At 52.5% G+C, this 18,078-nt stretch carries 16 protein-coding genes, 1 pseudogene and 1 riboswitch; of the genes and pseudogenes, 10 read left to right on the forward strand and 7 right to left on the reverse strand.

Features of this window, described 5'->3' with window-relative positions:
• Positions 1-130: 130 nt before the first annotated feature.
• From ACLHV8_RS14500 to ACLHV8_RS14510, 3 genes and pseudogenes are all read left to right on the forward strand, one after another.
• Positions 131-1,407 (forward strand): annotated as a pseudogene (locus ACLHV8_RS14500) (nucleoside permease).
• The gene (locus tag ACLHV8_RS14505) at positions 1,404-2,408 is read left to right on the forward strand and encodes an ADP-ribosylglycohydrolase family protein (protein ID WP_049008237.1); all 1,005 of its coding nucleotides are present in this window, start codon (positions 1,404-1,406) and stop codon (positions 2,406-2,408) included. Before ACLHV8_RS14500 ends, ACLHV8_RS14505 begins: the two are co-directional and overlap by 4 nt.
• Positions 2,405-3,358: a PfkB family carbohydrate kinase gene (locus tag ACLHV8_RS14510; RefSeq protein ID WP_049008235.1), complete on the forward strand. Its 954-nt coding sequence runs from the start codon at positions 2,405-2,407 to the stop codon at positions 3,356-3,358. Before ACLHV8_RS14505 ends, ACLHV8_RS14510 begins: the two co-directional genes overlap by 4 nt.
• Here the strand turns inward: ACLHV8_RS14510 and ACLHV8_RS14515 are convergent.
• Genes ACLHV8_RS14515 through thiM form a run of 3 tightly spaced genes read right to left on the reverse strand, consistent with a single transcriptional unit; the run spans position 3,332 to position 5,688 of the window.
• Positions 3,332-4,078 (reverse strand): GntR family transcriptional regulator, encoded by a 747-nt coding sequence (locus tag ACLHV8_RS14515; RefSeq protein ID WP_028016344.1) that lies wholly within the window; start codon positions 4,076-4,078, stop codon positions 3,332-3,334. The two genes, ACLHV8_RS14510 and ACLHV8_RS14515, sit on opposite strands and share 27 nt — an antisense overlap.
• Before the next feature lie 42 nt (positions 4,079-4,120).
• Complete coding sequence (thiD, locus tag ACLHV8_RS14520; RefSeq protein WP_108090780.1) at positions 4,121-4,921, reverse strand: bifunctional hydroxymethylpyrimidine kinase/phosphomethylpyrimidine kinase; 801 nt, start codon at positions 4,919-4,921, stop codon at positions 4,121-4,123.
• Positions 4,918-5,688 (reverse strand): hydroxyethylthiazole kinase, encoded by a 771-nt coding sequence (gene thiM, locus ACLHV8_RS14525; protein WP_028016342.1) that lies wholly within the window; start codon positions 5,686-5,688, stop codon positions 4,918-4,920. Before thiM ends, thiD begins: the two co-directional genes overlap by 4 nt.
• A gap of 35 nt (positions 5,689-5,723) precedes the next feature.
• A riboswitch (TPP riboswitch) is annotated at positions 5,724-5,820 on the reverse strand.
• 791 nt (positions 5,821-6,611) lie between these two features.
• On the opposite strand from thiM, the gene ACLHV8_RS14530 reads away from it, so the two are divergent.
• Positions 6,612-7,568 carry a YadA C-terminal domain-containing protein gene (locus ACLHV8_RS14530; protein ID WP_208595342.1) on the forward strand — a complete coding sequence of 319 codons (957 nt, stop codon included), beginning with the start codon at positions 6,612-6,614 and terminating at the stop codon, positions 7,566-7,568.
• Between the two features lie 269 nt (positions 7,569-7,837).
• Here ACLHV8_RS14530 and ACLHV8_RS14535 read toward each other — a convergent pair.
• A protein-coding gene (locus ACLHV8_RS14535; RefSeq protein WP_121528277.1) for an IS3-like element ISSen4 family transposase occupies positions 7,838-8,958 on the reverse strand; the annotation gives its coding sequence in 2 pieces (ribosomal slippage) (positions 7,838-8,700 and positions 8,700-8,958; 1,122 coding nt in all).
• A gap of 199 nt (positions 8,959-9,157) precedes the next feature.
• Between ACLHV8_RS14535 and ACLHV8_RS14540 the strand changes: the two genes are divergently transcribed.
• From ACLHV8_RS14540 to ACLHV8_RS14550, 3 genes are read left to right on the forward strand one after another with little or no spacing between them, the layout of a single operon-like run.
• The gene (locus tag ACLHV8_RS14540; RefSeq protein ID WP_152691822.1) at positions 9,158-9,448 is read left to right on the forward strand and encodes a hypothetical protein; all 291 of its coding nucleotides are present in this window, start codon (positions 9,158-9,160) and stop codon (positions 9,446-9,448) included.
• A 10-nt stretch (positions 9,449-9,458) separates the two neighbouring features.
• Positions 9,459-9,713: a hypothetical protein gene (locus ACLHV8_RS14545; RefSeq protein ID WP_208594242.1), complete on the forward strand. Its 255-nt coding sequence runs from the start codon at positions 9,459-9,461 to the stop codon at positions 9,711-9,713.
• 18 nt (positions 9,714-9,731) lie between these two features.
• Positions 9,732-10,064 carry a hypothetical protein gene (locus ACLHV8_RS14550; RefSeq protein WP_208594241.1) on the forward strand — a complete coding sequence of 111 codons (333 nt, stop codon included), beginning with the start codon at positions 9,732-9,734 and terminating at the stop codon, positions 10,062-10,064.
• A 232-nt stretch (positions 10,065-10,296) separates the two neighbouring features.
• Here the strand turns inward: ACLHV8_RS14550 and ACLHV8_RS14555 are convergent, their stop codons facing one another.
• Both ACLHV8_RS14555 and ACLHV8_RS14560 read right to left on the reverse strand, forming a co-directional pair.
• Positions 10,297-11,727 (reverse strand): glycoside hydrolase family 32 protein, encoded by a 1,431-nt coding sequence (locus ACLHV8_RS14555; protein WP_208594240.1) that lies wholly within the window; start codon positions 11,725-11,727, stop codon positions 10,297-10,299.
• Positions 11,728-11,743: 16 nt separating this feature from the next.
• Positions 11,744-12,985, reverse strand: coding sequence for an MFS transporter (locus tag ACLHV8_RS14560; RefSeq protein WP_028016340.1), 1,242 nt, complete (start codon positions 12,983-12,985; stop codon positions 11,744-11,746).
• 238 nt (positions 12,986-13,223) lie between these two features.
• Between ACLHV8_RS14560 and ACLHV8_RS14565 the strand changes: the two genes are divergently transcribed.
• From ACLHV8_RS14565 to ACLHV8_RS14575, 3 genes are all read left to right on the forward strand, one after another.
• Positions 13,224-14,228 (forward strand): LacI family DNA-binding transcriptional regulator, encoded by a 1,005-nt coding sequence (locus tag ACLHV8_RS14565; RefSeq protein ID WP_208594239.1) that lies wholly within the window; start codon positions 13,224-13,226, stop codon positions 14,226-14,228.
• A gap of 336 nt (positions 14,229-14,564) precedes the next feature.
• A complete protein-coding gene (locus ACLHV8_RS14570) occupies positions 14,565-15,941 on the forward strand; it encodes a diaminobutyrate--2-oxoglutarate transaminase (protein ID WP_028016338.1) in 1,377 nt (458 codons plus the stop codon).
• Between the two features lie 18 nt (positions 15,942-15,959).
• The gene (locus ACLHV8_RS14575) at positions 15,960-17,426 is read left to right on the forward strand and encodes a pyridoxal phosphate-dependent decarboxylase family protein (protein WP_208594238.1); all 1,467 of its coding nucleotides are present in this window, start codon (positions 15,960-15,962) and stop codon (positions 17,424-17,426) included.
• A gap of 36 nt (positions 17,427-17,462) precedes the next feature.
• On the opposite strand, the gene ACLHV8_RS14580 is transcribed toward ACLHV8_RS14575, so the two are convergent.
• Positions 17,463-17,978 (reverse strand): protein disulfide oxidoreductase, encoded by a 516-nt coding sequence (locus tag ACLHV8_RS14580; protein WP_410376973.1) that lies wholly within the window; start codon positions 17,976-17,978, stop codon positions 17,463-17,465.
• Positions 17,979-18,078 lie beyond the last annotated feature (100 nt).

The following is an 18,078-nucleotide window of genomic DNA, read 5'->3' on the forward strand; positions in this document are numbered from 1 at the left end:
GCAATCTGCTGGCTCGTTTCGTGTACAACAAAACTGTTACACCGATCAAACATTCGCCACAAAGGTATTTAAAAGGTATTATTGAATGGTATGTTAAAGGCGTACCCTCTCTGACATGCAGGATTAAAAAATGAAAACGAAAGTCCAACTGTCGTTCATGATGTTTGTTGAATGGTTTATCTGGGGCGCGTGGTTTGTGCCGCTGTGGCTGTGGTTGAGCAAGAGCGGTTTTACCGCCGGAGAAATTGGCTGGTCTTACGCCTGTACAGCGATTGCCGCCATTCTCTCACCTATTCTGGTCGGCTCGCTGACGGACCGCTTCTTTGCCGCGCAGAAAGTGCTGGCGGTGCTGATGTTTGCCGGTGCCATTCTGATGTACTTCGCCGCACAGCAAACCAGTTCAGCACCTTCTTCCCGCTGCTGCTGGTTTACTCTCTGACCTATATGCCCACTATCGCGTTGACTAACAGTATTGCCTTCGCCAACGTGGACGACGTCGAGGCCGATTTCCCACGTATCCGCGTGATGGGGACGATTGGCTGGATTGCTTCCGGTCTGGCGTGCGGTTTCCTGCCGCAGATGCTGGGCTTTAGCGATATTTCCGATACCAATATTCCGCTGTTGATGACCGCAGCCAGCTCCGCCCTGCTCGGCGTATTTGCCCTGTTCCTGCCGAATACCCCGCCGAAGAGCACCGGCAAGCTGGATTTCAAAGTGATGCTGGGGCTGGATGCGTTAATTCTGCTGCGCGATAAAAACTTCCTCGTGTTCTTCTTCTGCTCGTTCCTGTTCGCCATGCCGCTGGCCTTCTACTACATCTTCGCTAACGGCTATCTCACCGAAGTGGGGATGAAAAACGCCACCGGCTGGATGACGCTCGGCCAGTTCTCCGAAATCTTCTTTATGCTGGCACTGCCGTTCTTCACCAAACGCTTTGGTATTAAGAAGGTCTTACTGCTGGGCCTGATCACCGCCGCTATCCGCTACGGGTTCTTCGTTTACGGCGGTGCGGAACAGTACTTCACTTACGCCCTGCTGTTCCTCGGCATTCTGCTGCACGGCGTGAGCTACGACTTCTATTATGTGACCGCCTATATCTATGTGGATAAAAAAGCGCCGGTGCATATGCGCACCGCCGCACAAGGTCTGATTACGCTGTGTTGCCAGGGCTTTGGTAGCCTGCTGGGTTACCGTCTGGGCGGCGTGATGATGGAAAAAATGTTCGCATACAAAGAGCCGGTGAACGGGCTGACCTTCAACTGGGCCGGAATGTGGGCATTCGGAGGGATCATGATTGCCGTGATCGCCGTGCTGTTTATGCTGTTTTTCCGCGAATCGGATAAAGAGATCACCGCAATTGAGGTGGTTGATGGCGATGCCGCGCTGACACAAGGGGAAGTGAAATGAAACAAGAACGTGTTCTCGGTGCCCTTTACGGGCAGGCGTTAGGGGATGCAATGGGCATGCCGTCGGAGCTGTGGCCGAGAAAGCGTGTCAAAGCGCACTTTGGCTGGATCGACCGCTTTTTACCCGGCCCGGCAGAGAATAATGCGGCCTGCTATTTCAAACAGGCCGAGTTCACCGATGACACCTCCATGGCACTATGTCTGGCGGATGCGATTATCGAATGCGATGGGGAGATTAGCGCAGACGTTATCGGCAAACATATTCTGCACTGGGCGCTCGATTTCGACGCGTTTAATAAAAACGTGCTCGGCCCGACCTCCAAAATCGCGCTTAACGCGATTCGCGACGGGAAACCGGTTAGCGAACTGGAAAACAACGGCGTGACTAACGGGGCGGCGATGCGCGCCTCCCCGCTGGGCTGCCTGCTCCCGGCCACGCGTCTGGAACACTTTGTTGAACAGGTGGCGCTGGCTTCCAGTCCGACCCATAAATCGGATCTCGCGATTGCCGGCGCGGTGGTGATTGCCTGGGCGGTTTCTCGCGCCATCGACGGCGAACGCTGGCAGAACATCGTCGATGCCCTGCCGGGTATCGCCCGCTATGCGCAGGAGGTGAAAACCACCACCTTCAGCGCGTCGCTGGCAGCACGTATTGAGCTGGCGCTTAAAACCGTGCGTGAAGCCAACGGCACAGAATCGGCCAGCGAGCAGGTGTATCAGCTCGTCGGGGCTGGAACCAGCACCATCGAGTCCGTTCCGGCGGCCATTGCAATGGTTGAACTGGCAGGAACCGACCCGAACCGCTGTGCCATTTTATGTGCCAACCTGGGCGGTGATACGGACACCATTGGCGCGATGGCGACGGCCATATGCGGCGCACTCCACGGGGTGCAGGCTATTGATCCGCAGCTGAAAGAGGAACTCGACGCTGTGAACCAGCTTGATTTTGGTCACTATTGCGAGAAACTTCTGCGCTACCGGGAGCAAAGGGAGGGCGTATGAATTCTTTTGCCCAACGCCTTAAAACACTGCACGCGACACGACCGGTGACGGTGCTGGGCGCAGCGGTCATTGACGTTATTGCCGATGCCTACGCCCTGCCCTGGCGCGGATGTGATATCGAGCTTAAACAGCAGGGCGTCAATATCGGCGGCTGTGCGCTGAACATTGCCATCGCCCTTAAACGGCTCGGCATTACGGCGCAAAACGCCCTGCCCGTCGGCCATGGCGTTTGGGCGGATATTATCCGTAACGCCATGGCGAAGCAGGATTTGCACAGCGCCGTAGAGGCCGAAACCGGCGATAACGGCTGGTGTCTGGCGCTGGTAGAGCCGGATGGTGAACGCACTTTTATGTCGTTTAGCGGTGTGGAGAACCAGTGGCAACAGCGCTGGCTGGAAGCACTTCACGTGCCGCCAGCGAGTCTGGTATATCTCTCCGGCTATCAGCTGGCATCGCCGTGCGGCGAGCTCCTGACGTCCTGGCTGGAAGGGTTACAGGCGATCGCCGCCTTTATTGATTTTGGCCCACGCATCGCCGATATTCCTGACGCACTAATGGCGCGAATTATGGCCTGTAAACCGATCGTCTCGCTTAATCGCCAGGAGGCGCAGATTGCTGCTGAACGATTTGATATGGCGCCTGCACGCTTAGGGGCACAGTGGCAGCAGCGTTTTGGCTCGGCGCTAATTATTCGCCACGACAAAGACGGTGCGACCTGGCATGACGGTGACGCCTCAGGTTCTGTTCCGGCGTTTCCCGCCACCGTGGTCGACACAATCGGGGCAGGTGACAGTCATGCTGGCGGAACGCTTGCCGGGCTGGCTGCGGGGTGGAGTCTTGCAGACTCTGTCCTGCTGGGTAATGCGGTAGCCGCCTGGGTTGTCAGCCACCGTGGCGGTGATTGCGCCCCTACTCTCGAGGAATTACTCCTCGCACACAAAGACGTATAGGTCGCTGCGACAGTAGCTGATGCTGTACTCAATCGGCCGGTGCTGCTGGTCAAGTGCAACCTGCTTGATCACCAGCACCGGAATTTTGTCATCCATCTTTATATGCGCCTGAAATTCGCTGTCCGGCATACGGGCGCTCACCCGTGAACGGGTACGCTGCGGGAAGATGTTCTGGCTGCGAAAATAGTCGTACAGCGAGATACCAATGGCATCCGGATCGTGAATCAGCCCCACCGGAACCCACGACTCCTCAATCGACACCGCATCATCGTCGACATAGCGAATACGCTTAAGGAGAAAGACCTCGCTCTCCGGCTCCACCGACAGCTGGCTGGCGACCTCTTCCGGACACTTCACCACGCGTTTATTCACCCAAAGCGTATTGGGCTTTTTACCGCGTAGTACCACCTGCTGAGAGAAACCGCGCGCTTCTTTAAGCGAATATTCAAAGATGTTGTTAATTTGCGTCCCGTAACCCCGGGCACGCGTCACCACCCCTTCGGACTCCAGAGCCTGCATCGCTTTGCGCACTGTAATGCGCGACACACCGGTTAACTGACTCAGATCGCGCTCGCCGGGCAGAATATTGCCGTGCTCCAGCACCCCGCTGCGCACCGCATTTTTTACCGTTTCGGCAAATTTCAGATACAGCGGCGTATTGTCGGGCGCGGCGATCCGTTCATTTAGTTGATCGATTAACCGGGTATGCGCTTGTTCCATCTCTGTTTTTCTCAGGCGTGGTGTTTCCTGCCAGTATACGGCTTACCACCAGGCATGAAAATGGTGTACCGGCCCATTACCGTGACCCACCTCCAGAGTATCAGCTTTTGCCAGCGCGGCTGAGAGCCAGGTTTTCGCTTCGCTCACCGTATCGGCCCAGTTATCATGCCGTGGGCGTAATGCCGCCAGCGCGGCAGAGAGCGTACAGCCAGTGCCGTGGGTGTTTTTAGTGTGTACGCGTGGCGCCGTGAACCGCCGCTCGCCGTCTCGGGTGAAGAGCCAGTCCGGGCTTTCGGCATCGTCAAGATGACCACCTTTCATCAGCACGGCCCCGCAGCCCATCGCCAGCAGCGCATTCCCCTGCTCTTTCATTTCCCGTTCATTTCGCGCATGTGTTGCCCCCAACAGTGCCGCAGCCTCCGGCAGATTGGGCGTGATGAGAGCCACCTGTGGCAGTAGCTTTTTACGCAGCGTTTCAACAGCGGAGGCGGAGAGCAATGGATCGCCGCTTTTTGCCAGCATCACGGTATCCAGCACCACGTTTTGTACCTGATAACGTTTAAGTCGCTCAGCCACCGCTTCAACAATATCTGTCTCTGCCAGCATACCGATCTTGGTGGTATCAATTCGCACGTCGCTGAATACGGAATCCAGCTGCGCGGCAACAAAATCCGGTTCAATACGGTAAACCGACTGCACGCCGAGCGTGTTTTGCGCCACCAGCGCGGTAATGACCGAGCATCCGTACGCGCCAAGAGCAGAGAAGGTTTTCAGGTCGGCCTGGATACCCGCGCCGCCGCTGGGATCGGTGCCGGCAATGGTCAGGGCGTTAATGCGTTTCATGCCAGTTCCTCCAGGGTGTAGAGCGCATCCAGGAACATGCTGGCAAAACTGCCCGGGCCACGAGACTGCGCAATGGCTGCCGTTCCGGCTCGCTTCATAAATCCGCACGCGGCGGAGACGTTATCCAGCCTGTCGCCCGGCAGTGAGCAACTCGCCGCCACAACGGCAGAGAGTGCGCACCCGGTTCCCACGACGCACGTCATCAATGGATCGCCGCCGGTAACCGTTCGGGTTCGTTGTCCATCAGTGATGTAATCCACCTCACCGGTGACCACCACAATGGCATTGGTCTGGCGAGCCAGCGCCTGTGCAGCAGGTAACGCGCTGGCTGTGGTGTCAGTCGTATCGACGCCGCGACCACCGGCGCTCATCCCGGCAAGGGCAAGGATTTCAGAAGCATTGCCGCGAATGGCGGCGGGTTTCAGGGCGAGGATTTGATGACAAAAACGGGTGCGAAACGTTAGAGCGCCCACGGCAACCGGGTCCAGCGTCCAGGGTTTACCCGCAGCTACCGCACTCTCAATCGCCCGACGCATCGCCTGCGCTCGCGGTGAGGTCAGCGTGCCAACGTTTATCAGCAATGCATCGGCGATCGCGGCAAACTGCTCAGCTTCTTCGGCCTCAATCACCATCGCCGGAGAGGCGCCAAGCGCCAGCAGAACGTTGGCAGTAAAGGTCTGTACGACGTCGTTAGTCATACAATGCGTAAGCGGGGAACGGGTTCGGAACTGATGTAAAACGTGTAAATCGAGCAGGTCAGGCTGCATGGGTTCGCTCCTGCCTTGCGTGAAGAAGCGATGACCGGGAAGGCATCTGACTTCCCTACGCTGGCATTATCCAGATCAGGTAATACGGGTATTTCTCAGCCTTCACAAAGAAGGGCACCCCGAGTCATGTAGATTACATTTCTTTATTAATTACCAGCTTAGGGGATGTAGCCTGGCGATGCAAGCTTGCACTTACGTTTATCCTTTCTTCACGCTGTACCTCACCTTGTACCCCAATTTGTCTCTCACATGAAATCAATAAAATTCTTATTGTTAGTATCTCGCATAACCGTTCCTTTACCCCTTTCCCTCTATCGTTACTATCGCTTTGCGCTCAGTCACTCGTTGGTGCACCTGCCTTTAATATCTTTTTTGTAATCCTATCAATCTAATTTTCTAATTAAGAGAAATAAAAACATCATTTTTTACAACAATTCAATCACTGATTTATAGCAATCAAAACCCTGTTTTATTCTCGATTAAAAATATTTTTCTCCACGTCAAAGCCCCCTTCATTCAAAAGTTTCTATTAATTCGAAAAGAAGGAACTTTCACAAATATATTAATTAACTTTACTGAATGAGCTTGATTTATACGTTTTACGGACAAAACACATAAATATAATTAATGTATTTATGAAAGCCTGGCATGCAGTGGATTTAATGAGGAGATTTATATCTACATGTATTTATTGGTTTTATTTAAAATCACTCGCGTAAGGGCATTTTAGCTTTCAGTGCTTTTAGTGATCCAGGTCAATATCCAAATTTATGTATTACAAGATAGTTACTACACGTTACGAAATAAGTGATTAAACAAAAATCGCCGTAAGCCGCATGAAATCATCTAGATATAACAGGGTGTTATATCTTCCCGCCTGGATAGCGAAATAACCTTATTTACTTATGTGATGAGAGCTTTAAATGAAAACTATCGTTAAGACTACTGCTAAAACTACTCTGGCTGTTATCGTGTTTGGTTCTATGTTCGCTGCTGTAGTACCAGCTAAAGCCGCTGCTTTCCCTGTTACTTCCGACACTGACGGGATCACTATCATCGGTCAACAAGGCGCGGGTTATGACCTCGATAAAATTGCTACAATGACTGTTGATCATGATTCAGCTATTACCACTCTTCAAAATGGTAAGGCTGATAAAATGGAAGTTGCTAATATGCAAGGTGAGATTAACACCATCAATAGCAACGCTAACCAGGAAACAGCAAACCGTGTTACTGCTGATCAGCAATTGCAAGGCGAGATCACGCAAAACAAAGATGCACAAGATCAGGTTAATCATGCTTTCCTGAATCAGAACATTCAGCAAGATGGGCGTTTATCTGCTCTTGAAAATGCGCCTAAGCCTAAAGACGGCGTAGACGGTGCAAAAGGTGATAAGGGCGACACTGGCGCTACTGGTGCTAATGGTAAAGACGGGAAAGATGGGGCTAACGGTGTAACAACCACCATCACACAAGTAGACACAGCTACACAAGCTAAAGTAGCGGCTAACACTGCTGCTATCTCTTCAACGTCTAACCAGGCTGCTGGCGTGGCTCAAGATCTGCAAGACGCTAAGAAAGTGTTTAGCCAGCAACAAGCCAACACCAACGCACAATTCAAATCATTGCGCGATGAAGTAGACAGTAATAAGAAAGAAGCCCGTTCTGGCGCTGCGAGTGCAATTGCGATTGCTTCTATGCCTCAAGTGGAAGCAGGTCAAAATGTAATGTTCTCTGCTGGCGTAGGTAGCTTTAAAGACGAGCAAGCCGTAAGCGTAGGCGCTTCTTTCCACGCGGGCGCCGCTACAGTTAAAACGGGTGTATCAACTAGCACAAATAATGATTTCGCTCTCGGCGCCGGGGTAGGTTTTGGTTTTTGATTAATGACCTGCCAGCCCTCAAAATGGGGACTAATATAATGAGAAAGAGATGGTAGTACGGGTGATATGGTGCAAAGCACTACTACACAACTCCAGGCGGTAGCTTGATTTGCAACTAAAAAGAAGAGACTAGCTAAACATAATATTGCTACAAAATTACCTCATGAATTTTAGCTGGCGGGGTCTGTCTAATTATACTGATGATAGCGATCATGGCAAAATATGTTTTCCTTTCTGCTGTGACCTGCCCCCACGATTAGATACAACACTCAGTTAGTAACGTCGGAATCTTCATTCTCAGAATGACCCTTTCTCCAGCCCGCTGCAAATTCAGACGGTGTCTGATAATTCAGCGTGGAGTGCGGGCGGCATTCGTTATAATCCTGCCGCCAGTCATTAATAATTTTCCTGGCATGAACGATATCGCTGAACCAGTGCTCATTCAAACATTCATCGCGAAATCGTCCGTTAAAGCTCTCAATAAATCCGTTCTGCGTTGGCTTGCCCGGCTGGATTAAGCGCAACTCAACACCATGCTCAAAGGCCCATTGATCCAGTGCACGGCAAGTGAACTCCGGCCCCTGGTCAGTTCTTATCGTCGCCGGATAGCCTCGAAACAGTGCAATGCTGTCCAGAATACGCGTGACCTGAACGCCTGAAATCCCAAAGGCAACAGTGACCGTCAGGCATTCCTTTGTGAAATCATCGACGCAGGTAAGACACTTGATCCTGCGACCGGTGGAAAGTGCGTCCATGACGAAATCCATCGACCAGGTCAGATTGGGCGCCGCCGGACGGAGCAGCGGCAGACGTTCTGTTGCCAGCCCTTTACGACGTCTTCTGCGTTTTACGCCCAGGCCACTGAGGTGATAAAGCCGGTACACGCGCTTATGATTAACATGAAGCCCTTCACGGCGCAGCAACTGCCAAATACGACGGTAGCCAAAACGCCTGCGCTCCAGTGCCAGCTCAGTGATGCGCCCTGATAAATGCGCATCAGCAGCCGGACGGTGAGCCTCATAGCGGCAGGTCGACAGGGATAAACCTGTAAGCCTGCAGGCACGACGTTGCGACAGACCGGTCGCATCACACATCAACATCACGGCTTCCCGCTTCTGGTCTGTCGTCAGTACTTTCGCCCAAGAGCCACCTGAAGCGCCTCTTTATCCAGCATGGCTTCGGCAAGCAGCTTCTTGAGTCTGGCGTTCTCTTCCTCAAGCGACTTCAGGCGCTTAACTTCAGGCACCGCCATACCGCCATACTTCTTACGCCAGGTGTAAAACGTGGCATCGGAAATGGCATGCTTGCGGCAGAGTTCACGGGCGGGTACCCCAGCTTCGGCTTCGCGGAGAATACTGATGATCTGTTCGTCGGAAAAACGCTTCTTCATGGGGATGTCCTCATGTGGCTTATGAAGACATTACTAACATCGGGGTGTACTAATCAACGGGGAGCAGGTCAGCTGTATTGTATTTTATTTTGATTTTTGTAGGTATCTGGATTGGGTTTATGTGGAATAATTTTAGCTGTATTTTCTGAGGTGCTTATTAGATTTCTTCTTTAATCACACAAGACAGGAATGAACAACATTGAAAAAATACTTTTATTTATTGGCTCTGGTTAGCATTGTCACTGGATGTACTTCTGGTAACGTACCAAAAGCCACTATTTATAGTGATTCATCCCCTTCTTCGGTATGTGCTGCATTAGGGATAATGAAAGCATCTAACAATAAAGAAGATTTCAATAAAACCAGAACTGTCATTAAGCGAAGAATTAAAGAGGGCAATTTCAATATAAAAGCAACTGAATGTGAAGAGATAGCTTTAAACTCTATAAGTGCATTTAAATTAATATCGGTTGATAGCGTTCTAATCTAAGGTGATGGTAATGAAGAAATTAGTAAATGTCGTATTCGTTGCTAGTCTTGCGACATCCTTATCTGCTTGCTCTTCTCCTGCTCAACGAATGGCTGAATGTGAAGCGCAAGGGATAAGTCGTGATACCTGTTACACAGTCGAGCACAATAGACAAGATTCAATTAATAACGCTGCTCAAAATGCCGCATATGCTAATGCCCGTGATGCGGCTGCAGGTACTGGTATTTGGGCAAAGAACAGCGGCAAGCACCATAACAATGATTAATTAAACAGAGTATCAATCATGAAAAGAGTTTTAATATTTTTTTTGCTTTCTGTTGCTGCTTTTAACGCCGCCGCTATAAGTGAGCACCATCGAAAAGAACTTGCTAACTCTGGCTGTACGCAAGTAGATGAAGCCACAGGAAAATGTAACGCTACAGCTTCAACGAAACAAAAAGTTTCTACTCCAGCCAATGAAGCAGATCATGTGATGAACATGTCTATCTCTACTGCTTCTGAGTACCTACTCTCTAAGGGATGGAAACCCAATAACGGAAAATGGCATAAAACAGGTTATACACTTACGTTAATGGTTGAAGATGATAAAGTGGTAAATTCACAGATTTCTAAATAATTGAGGTAATGCTCACAAAAGTAAGCGGCATATAAGACTTTAGTACACTGCTAAAGCCGCTCTTACTTACATCCGGGCATACGAAGGTTGGCTGTATCTGGCCGGAGTTGTTGACCTGTTCTCGCGCAACGTTATCAGCTGGTCAATGCAATCCCGGATTTAAGACGCCCCATTAATATGGGGCTTTATTTTAAATTGATCTGACCTGCTACCCGTATCCCCCGGTCACGCTTTACTCCAGCTGCCACGCCCCGCCATGTATAAGCGACGCTCCCCCCGTCCAGGCAAACAATGCCAGCTCACGGCATTCTGCATCAGGATATATGCGGCTGCTGAGGCACGCCTCGCCCTCGTTAACAAACACTTCTACGGAAGAGCAGTCAAAGAACAGGCGCAGACTGAGTGCGTCGTTCAGGTTAAGCGCGACGCTTCGGGTACCGCACAGGCCATACTGTGGATAGTCTCGCTCCAGTACCAGGCGCCGCATCTGCGCATCAACATAAACACGTAACCCGCTTCCAAGACGAATGCCGTATTGTTCCGCGCTGCTATTAGCGCAATCCCACTGCAGAATGACCTCCATCGCCTCGCAGTGTTCCACCAGCGTCATCTGCTGATTATTAAGCGTACTTATCGGCCAGGGGAACCACGCCCCGCGCAGGGTTTCAACTTCTTTGGCCGGCCGCATTTGCAGACGGTTATCCGCACTCAGCGTCAGCTCGCGCGGTAAAGAGAGCATGCCGGCCCAACTATCCTCCTGTTCCGGCAGCGGGGACTCCCACATATCCAGCCAGCCAATGACGATGCGGCGGCCATCAGGTGTCAGGAAACTTTGTGGTGCATAGAAATCATGCCCGCGATCCATCTCCACAAATTCACCTTCACGCACAAAGGGCTGACCGGGCTGCCACTCGCCCAACAGATAGCCGCTCTGGAAAAGATTACGATTTTTGTAGCCTTCAGCCACCAGCCCCTGAGGCGAAAACATCAGCACGCGCTTGCCATTGAGAGTGAAAAAGTCCGGGCATTCCCACATATAGCCCATCTCTTTTTCCGCCACCGCAAGTACGCCCATATCCAGCCACTCATGCAGATCAGCAGAACGATAAACGCGTACCTGACCCGTCTCGCCATCCCGCGCACCGACAACCATGTACCAGCTATCCCCTTCACGCCACACTTTCGGATCGCGGAAGTGATGCAGGCCAGGTGGCGTATCAACTACCATTCCCTGTCGCTCAAAATGGACACCATCACGGCTGGTTGCCAGACACTGCACCTGATAGAGATTAGCCTCGTCGGGATCGCCGTGGAATTTGTGTCCGGTGTAAATCAGCGCCAGCGTATCGCCATCCACCACCGCTGAACCAGAAAAACAGCCGTCCTTGTCGTCTGGTCCTTCCGGTGCCAGCGCAACCGGGAGGTGCTCCCAGTGAACTAAATCCTGGCTGCGCGCATGGCCCCAGTGCATCGGCCCCCATTGGGTCGAATAAGGATGATGCTGATAAAAGGCGTGATACCAGCCGTCAAACCAGACCAGACCATTCGGGTCGTTCATCCAGCCGGCACGTGCGGCGAGGTGGTAACGGGGATACCAGCGCAGGTTAAGCCCTTCGCGTCTGGACTGCAGTTCCTGTTCTGCTTTCGTAATAGAATACGTCATTTGTCTACTCTTTCGATCAGATGGTGGAAGGTTGCGGCATGAGCGGGTCAGAAGAGGACTTACCCGAGCGCAACAGGAAGATGGAGATAAACGTGGTGCTGAATACCAGTAGCCCCATGATGAGATAGGACTGGGCAAAGCCGTACTTCTCATAGCTGTAGCCTGCCAGCGGCGACAAGACCGAGGCAATCACCGAGCTTGTACAGGCAAAGCCCACCAAATAGAGGGTGGATGAGAGCCGCTTATCAAAATGCAAACTGTTGTATTTAAAGATTGAGACCAACAAAACGGGCAGCTCAACAGCGTGTAATAGCTTGGTAATGGAGATCAATACCGGCCCCTCAACCAGACCCGATGCCACCATACGCATCGCCATCACCATTCCCGCGAAAATCAGACCATTCTTCGCGCCAAGGCGATTCACCAGCCACGGGGCACAAAACATACCAGCCGCCTCAAGGAACACCTGGAAGGAGTTGAGATAGCCGTACATGGCGTTCCCTTCCTGCAACGTCGGGAACTGGGAGGAGAAATAGACCGGGAACTGCTGGTCGTAAACGCCATAAATACAGGTCCCGATAACGAAAAACACCAGCGCCCAGAAGCGCGGCAGCGTCAGCAGCCGCAAGGCGTCTTCCAGCGTGACCTTACCGCCGGACACCGCCTCCTGCATGGCGTGCGGGGCGGAAGAGACCCTGAGACGCGCCAGCAAAACAAAAAACACCAGGCCCGCACAGCTGGCAACAGCGAAGTTCAGCTTCGGATTAATGTTAAACAGGAGTCCCGCGAAAAAGGTTGCCGCCGCCCAGCCAAGCGATCCCCACATCCTCGCCTTGCCGAACTCAAACTGGCTCTGGCGGGCCACGCGCTCGGTATAGGACTCCAGTACCCCTATTCCGCCGTTAAACGTCAGGCCGATATAAATCCCGCCGAAAATGCTGCCGAGTAAAACGTTAACCTGCAGCAGATAACCAAATAGCAAAAAAGCCGGACCAGAAAGAATGAGCAGACAAGTCAGAAACCAGAGCAGGTTTTTACGCAGACCGAGTTTGTCCTGAATGAATCCATAGCAGATTTGAGCAAAAAGTGCGGAGACGGAAAGCACGGCATAGATAACGCCGGTATCCCCCGCTTTTAAGCCCACTTCCTGATGAAGCCAGATGGAGAGCAACGAGCCTGAAGATGACCAGGTGACAAAAAAGAAAAACAGTAATGCGCTCAGTAAAGGGTAGCTGTGAGAGTGATGCGTTTTCATCATGACATTCTCATGTTGGAGTAATGACTCAATGGTAACGTTAACATCGTTTCTTTCTCATGCTGTTTGCCTAAGATTTAAGATGTTAATCACGAAAGTTAACGTTAACATTAAAGGAATGAGATCGCGATCAAATATTCATCACTGAGGTAAGCATGACCAGGCCTGGGCATCAGCCTTCCTTTTACATCAGCGACTTAGTTGTATACCCTCTCACACAGAGCACTAACGGAGTAAGAAAATGGCTTCCCTGAAGGACGTCGCAAAGCTGGCTAACGTATCGCTGATGACGGTTTCCCGCGCGCTTAACAGCCCGGAGCGCCTTAAACCGGAAACGCTGGCGCGCGTTCAGTTGGCTATCGAGCAGACCAGCTACGTGCCTGACCTGTCCGCCAAAAAAATACGCGGTGCGCATGCCTCGCCTAAAACCATATGCGTACTGGCGCTCGATACAGTGACGACACCTTTCTCGGTAGAGATTACGCTGTCCATTGAAGAGACGGCCCGGATGCACGGCTGGAACAGCTTCGTGATGAATATGTTTACCGATGACAACCCGGACGCGATTGTCGACCTTCTCCTCTCTCATCGGCCTGACGGGATTATCTACACCACCATGGGGTTACGTCAGGTTCCTCTCCCGGCCAAACTCCTCACCCTTCCCTGCGTGCTGGCTAACTGCGAAAGTATCAATGAAAAAGTTGCCAGCTACATCCCTGATGATGAACAGGGACAGTACACTGCCGTGCATGCGTTACTCGCCGAGGGTTATCGACAGCCCCTGTGCCTGCATTTACCCGTGGACCATCTGGCCACAACCCGACGCCGTCAGGGGCTGGAACGTGCATGCTATGAAGCTGGGCTCGACCCGAACAGTCTGGAACATAGCTATATGGCGTTCGGGGACGAGCACTATCGTGACATTCCGTCAGTTTTGCTGGCGCACATTCAGAACGGCATTCCCCGATTCGACTCCGTTATCTGCGGCAACGATCGTATCGCATTGATGGTGTACCAGACGCTACTGGCTCAAGGGCTTCGCATCCCACAAGATATTGCGGTTATCGGTTATGACAATATGGTGGGCATCGGAGAACTCTTTCTCCCCCCTCTTTCAACGGTTCAACTGCCACATTATGAAATTGGACGTCTGAGTGCCCTGCATATTATTAACGGTGAAAACCATCGGGAAACAACGCGTGTTGAAAGTCCATTTTTAATGCGCGATTCCGTTGCGCATCTATAGAGACCAGGGATTTTTGCATATCATGGTGGCAAGGAGGTCGTATACCTTCTTTTATGTCAGCGAATGGCACGATTTGTCACACTCTTTTTTCTGCTTTTACACTCCAGGCCGACTGCCCATAACCGGCTGTTTTACTTTGTAATAAAGTGCAATTTTCTTTCAGAAAAGAGGGATATTCCCTCCCCTGTGCCCCATGTCACAAAACAGTAAACAAATTAACCATTGAGCCCCGTGGCAAAAGGCTCTATATTGGCGGCGTTTTTTTCAGGCCCCCATCTGTTTTTTAACTTTTTATTCAATCGTGGCTCATAACGAAGCGGCGGTTGTAGGAGTGATATGATGACGGATAAAGTCCGTATTGACACCGTAGATGCCCACAAAAGCAACGAAACCTATCTGGCCCGTCAGGCCGAGTTTGAATCTAACGTCAGGAGTTATCCGCGCAAACTGCCTTTAGCCATCACTAAAGCAGAAGGCGTGTGGATCACCGATGCAGATAATAAAGAATACCTTGACTGTTTAGCAGGCGCAGGGACCCTTGCGCTTGGCCATAACCATCCTGATGTGCTGAAAAGCATCCAAAATGTCATTACCAGCGGCTTGCCGTTACATACCCTGGATCTGACTACGCCTCTGAAAGACGCGTTTTCAGAATACCTGCTCTCTCTGCTGCCAGGTCAGGGCAAAGAGTACTGCCTGCAGTTCACCGGTCCATCCGGTGCTGACGCCGTGGAAGCGGCGCTGAAACTGGCGAAAAAAGTCACCGGCCGTAGCGGTATCATCAGCTTCTCTGGTGGTTACCACGGTATGACCCACGGCGCACTGTCCGTGACCGGCAACCTGTCTCCAAAAGAAGCGGTTGACGGTATGATGCCAGAAGTACAGTTCATGCCTTACCCGCACGAATACCGTTGCCCGCTGGGTATCGGTGGTGAAGCAGGCGTGAAAGCGCTGACCTACTACTTCGAAAACCTGATTAACGACGTGGAAAGTGGCGTGCGCAAACCTGCAGCCGTCATTCTGGAAGCCGTTCAGGGTGAAGGCGGTGTGAACCCGGCTCCAGTTGAGTGGCTGCAGCGTATCCGCAAAGTGACTCAGGAACACGGCATTCTGCTGATCCTCGACGAAGTGCAGGCTGGCTTTGCGCGTACCGGTAAATTCTTCGCCTTCGAACACGCTGGCATCGAGCCAGACATCATCGTGATGTCTAAAGCTGTAGGTGGCGGTCTGCCACTGGCTGTGCTCGGTATCAAAAAGCAGTTCGATGCATGGGCGCCAGGTCACCACACCGGTACCTTCCGCGGCAACCAGCTGGCGATGGCAACCGGTCTGACCACGCTGAAAATCCTGAAAGATCAGAACATCGCAGGCAAAGTAGCTGCACAGGGCGAATGGCTGAAAGGCCAGCTGAAAGAGATGGCGAAGCGCTATCCGGTAATCGGCCACGTTCGCGGTCTGGGCATGATGATCGGTATCGAGATCGTTAAGCCAAACGAAGCTGCTGACCACATGGGTTGCTTCCCGGGTGATGGCGAGCTGTCTGCCCTGATTCAGAAGAAGTGCTTCGAAGCCGGTCTGATTCTGGAGCGTGGTGGTCGCAACGGTATCGTTCTGCGTCTGCTGCCTTCCCTGCTGATCAGCGATGAAGAGCTGAAAATCTTCCTGGATAAATTCGAGCAGGCACTGCTTGCTGCGGGCGTTCGCCCGGCGTAACCGGAGTAGTTGAACACGATGTCAGATTCAAACCCAATTTTGTTCTCCTCTGCACAGAGCATTGAAGCTTACCAGCAGGCGATTGAACAAAGCACTCAGGCTGTGATGCAGTGGCTGAAACAGCCTGAGATGTACCAGGGCAAAACGGTCGCGGAACTGCGCGACCGTATTAAGCTGGATTTCAACCCGAAAGGGCTGGGCAACGAAGCGGCAATTGAACGCGCCGTGGAGTTCTTCCTGAAAGACAGTTTGTCCGTTCATCACCCACAGTGTGTGGCGCACCTGCACTGCCCAAGCCTGGTCGTAAGCCAGGCGGCAGAAGTGCTGATCAACGCCACTAACCAGAGTATGGACTCCTGGGATCAAAGCCCGTCCGCAACCATCATTGAGATCAAACTGATCGAATGGCTGCGTACCCGCGTGGGTTATCAGGCTGGCGACGCAGGTGTCTTCACCAGCGGTGGCACCCAGAGCAACCTGATGGGTCTGATGCTGGCTCGTGATGCGTTCTTTGCGCGTCAGGGCCACTCCGTTCAGCAGGACGGCCTGACGGGCGATCTGCGTAAGTTCCGCGTGCTGTGCTCAGAAAACGCGCACTTCTCCGTGCAGAAAAACATGGCGCTGATGGGTCTGGGCTACCAGTCCGTGGTGCAGGTGAAAACGGACGAATTCTCGCGCATGGATCTGACCGATCTGGCGGCGAAAATCGAACAGTGCAACGCGAATGGCGAACAGATCCTGGCGATTGTCGCGACAGCAGGGACCACCGATGCCGGTGCTATTGACCCTCTGCGTGCGATTGCTGAGCTGGCGGCAAAGCAGAATATCTGGGTACACGTTGATGCGGCATGGGGCGGCGCGCTGCTGATGTCTGAGCAGTATCGTCACTACCTGGACGGCATTGAACTGGTGGATTCCGTTACTCTGGACTTCCACAAGCAGTTCTTCCAGACCATCAGCTGCGGTGCGTTCCTGCTGAAAGAAGCACGCCACTATGAACTGATGCGCTATCAGGCGGCTTACCTGAACTCTGAGTTCGACGAAGAAGCGGGCGTGCCTAACCTGGTGTCCAAATCGCTGCAGACCACGCGCCGTTTCGACGCGCTGAAGCTGTGGATGAGCCTGGAAGCGCTGGGTCAGGAGCAATACGCAGCGATCATCGATCACGGCGTGACGCTGGCACAGCAGGTTGCGGCTTATGTGCAAGAGCAGCCTGCTCTGGAACTGGTTATGCAACCGCAGCTGGCAAGCGTACTGTTCCGCTTCCGCGGACAGGTGCAGACCGATGAAGCGGGTATCGCCCTGCTGAACCAGAAAATTGGTGATGCGCTGCTGGAATCCGGCCGTGCAAACGTCGGCGTGACTGAGCATAACGGTGTCACTTGCCTGAAGCTGACGCTGTTGAACCCAACCGTGACGCTGGAAGATATTAAAATCCTGCTGTCTCTGGTTGAGCGCACCGCTCAGGAAGTTCTGGCGAAGTAATACAAAACCCCTCTTCCGCAAGGAGAGGGGTTATTTTTATACCCCTGCCCACCACATTCTGGCTTTTAATCCCCAGTAACTCGTCCACCCCGTAGTCGTGCTGACAACGTCCCCCTTCGACACAATGACCAGCGTCGGCGTTACGCTTACCTGCCATTCCTGCGACAGCGCGCCGTTTTCATCGTTTATCACCGGCATTTTCAGCAGTTTCTTTTCAACCCAGCGCGCCAGCTTTGCGTCATCACCGGAACGCATGGCAATACTCACCACATTGCCACCCTCTTCTGCCAGCTTATTGACTGCAGGCGTGGTATAACGGCAGATGCTGCACCAGGTGGCCCAGACGTAAATCAGCAGCGGTCGGTCCTGACTGAGCGCCGCAATGTCGTGCATCGTGCCATCAATCCCCTGCATCGGAGTTGCACTAAACGTGGCAGGTAATGTCGGCTTGCGGTACTGATCCACACCCCACATCACGGCCAGCGCCAGCAGAACGAGTACGATCCCTTCCCGCGCCCAGCGGCGCAGTTTGCTGAATTTGCGGTTTTCCATTATGACCTCGAGAGTTAACGAAGGTCATCTTAGCGAGCTATGCGTCGTTTCGCTGTAAAGAAGTGTCGCGAGTGTACCGCTTTGCCACGCTGGTAAAACT

The organism is Enterobacter sp. CPE_E863 (assembly GCF_046521465.1).
Classification (GTDB): domain Bacteria; phylum Pseudomonadota; class Gammaproteobacteria; order Enterobacterales; family Enterobacteriaceae; genus Enterobacter; species Enterobacter adelaidei.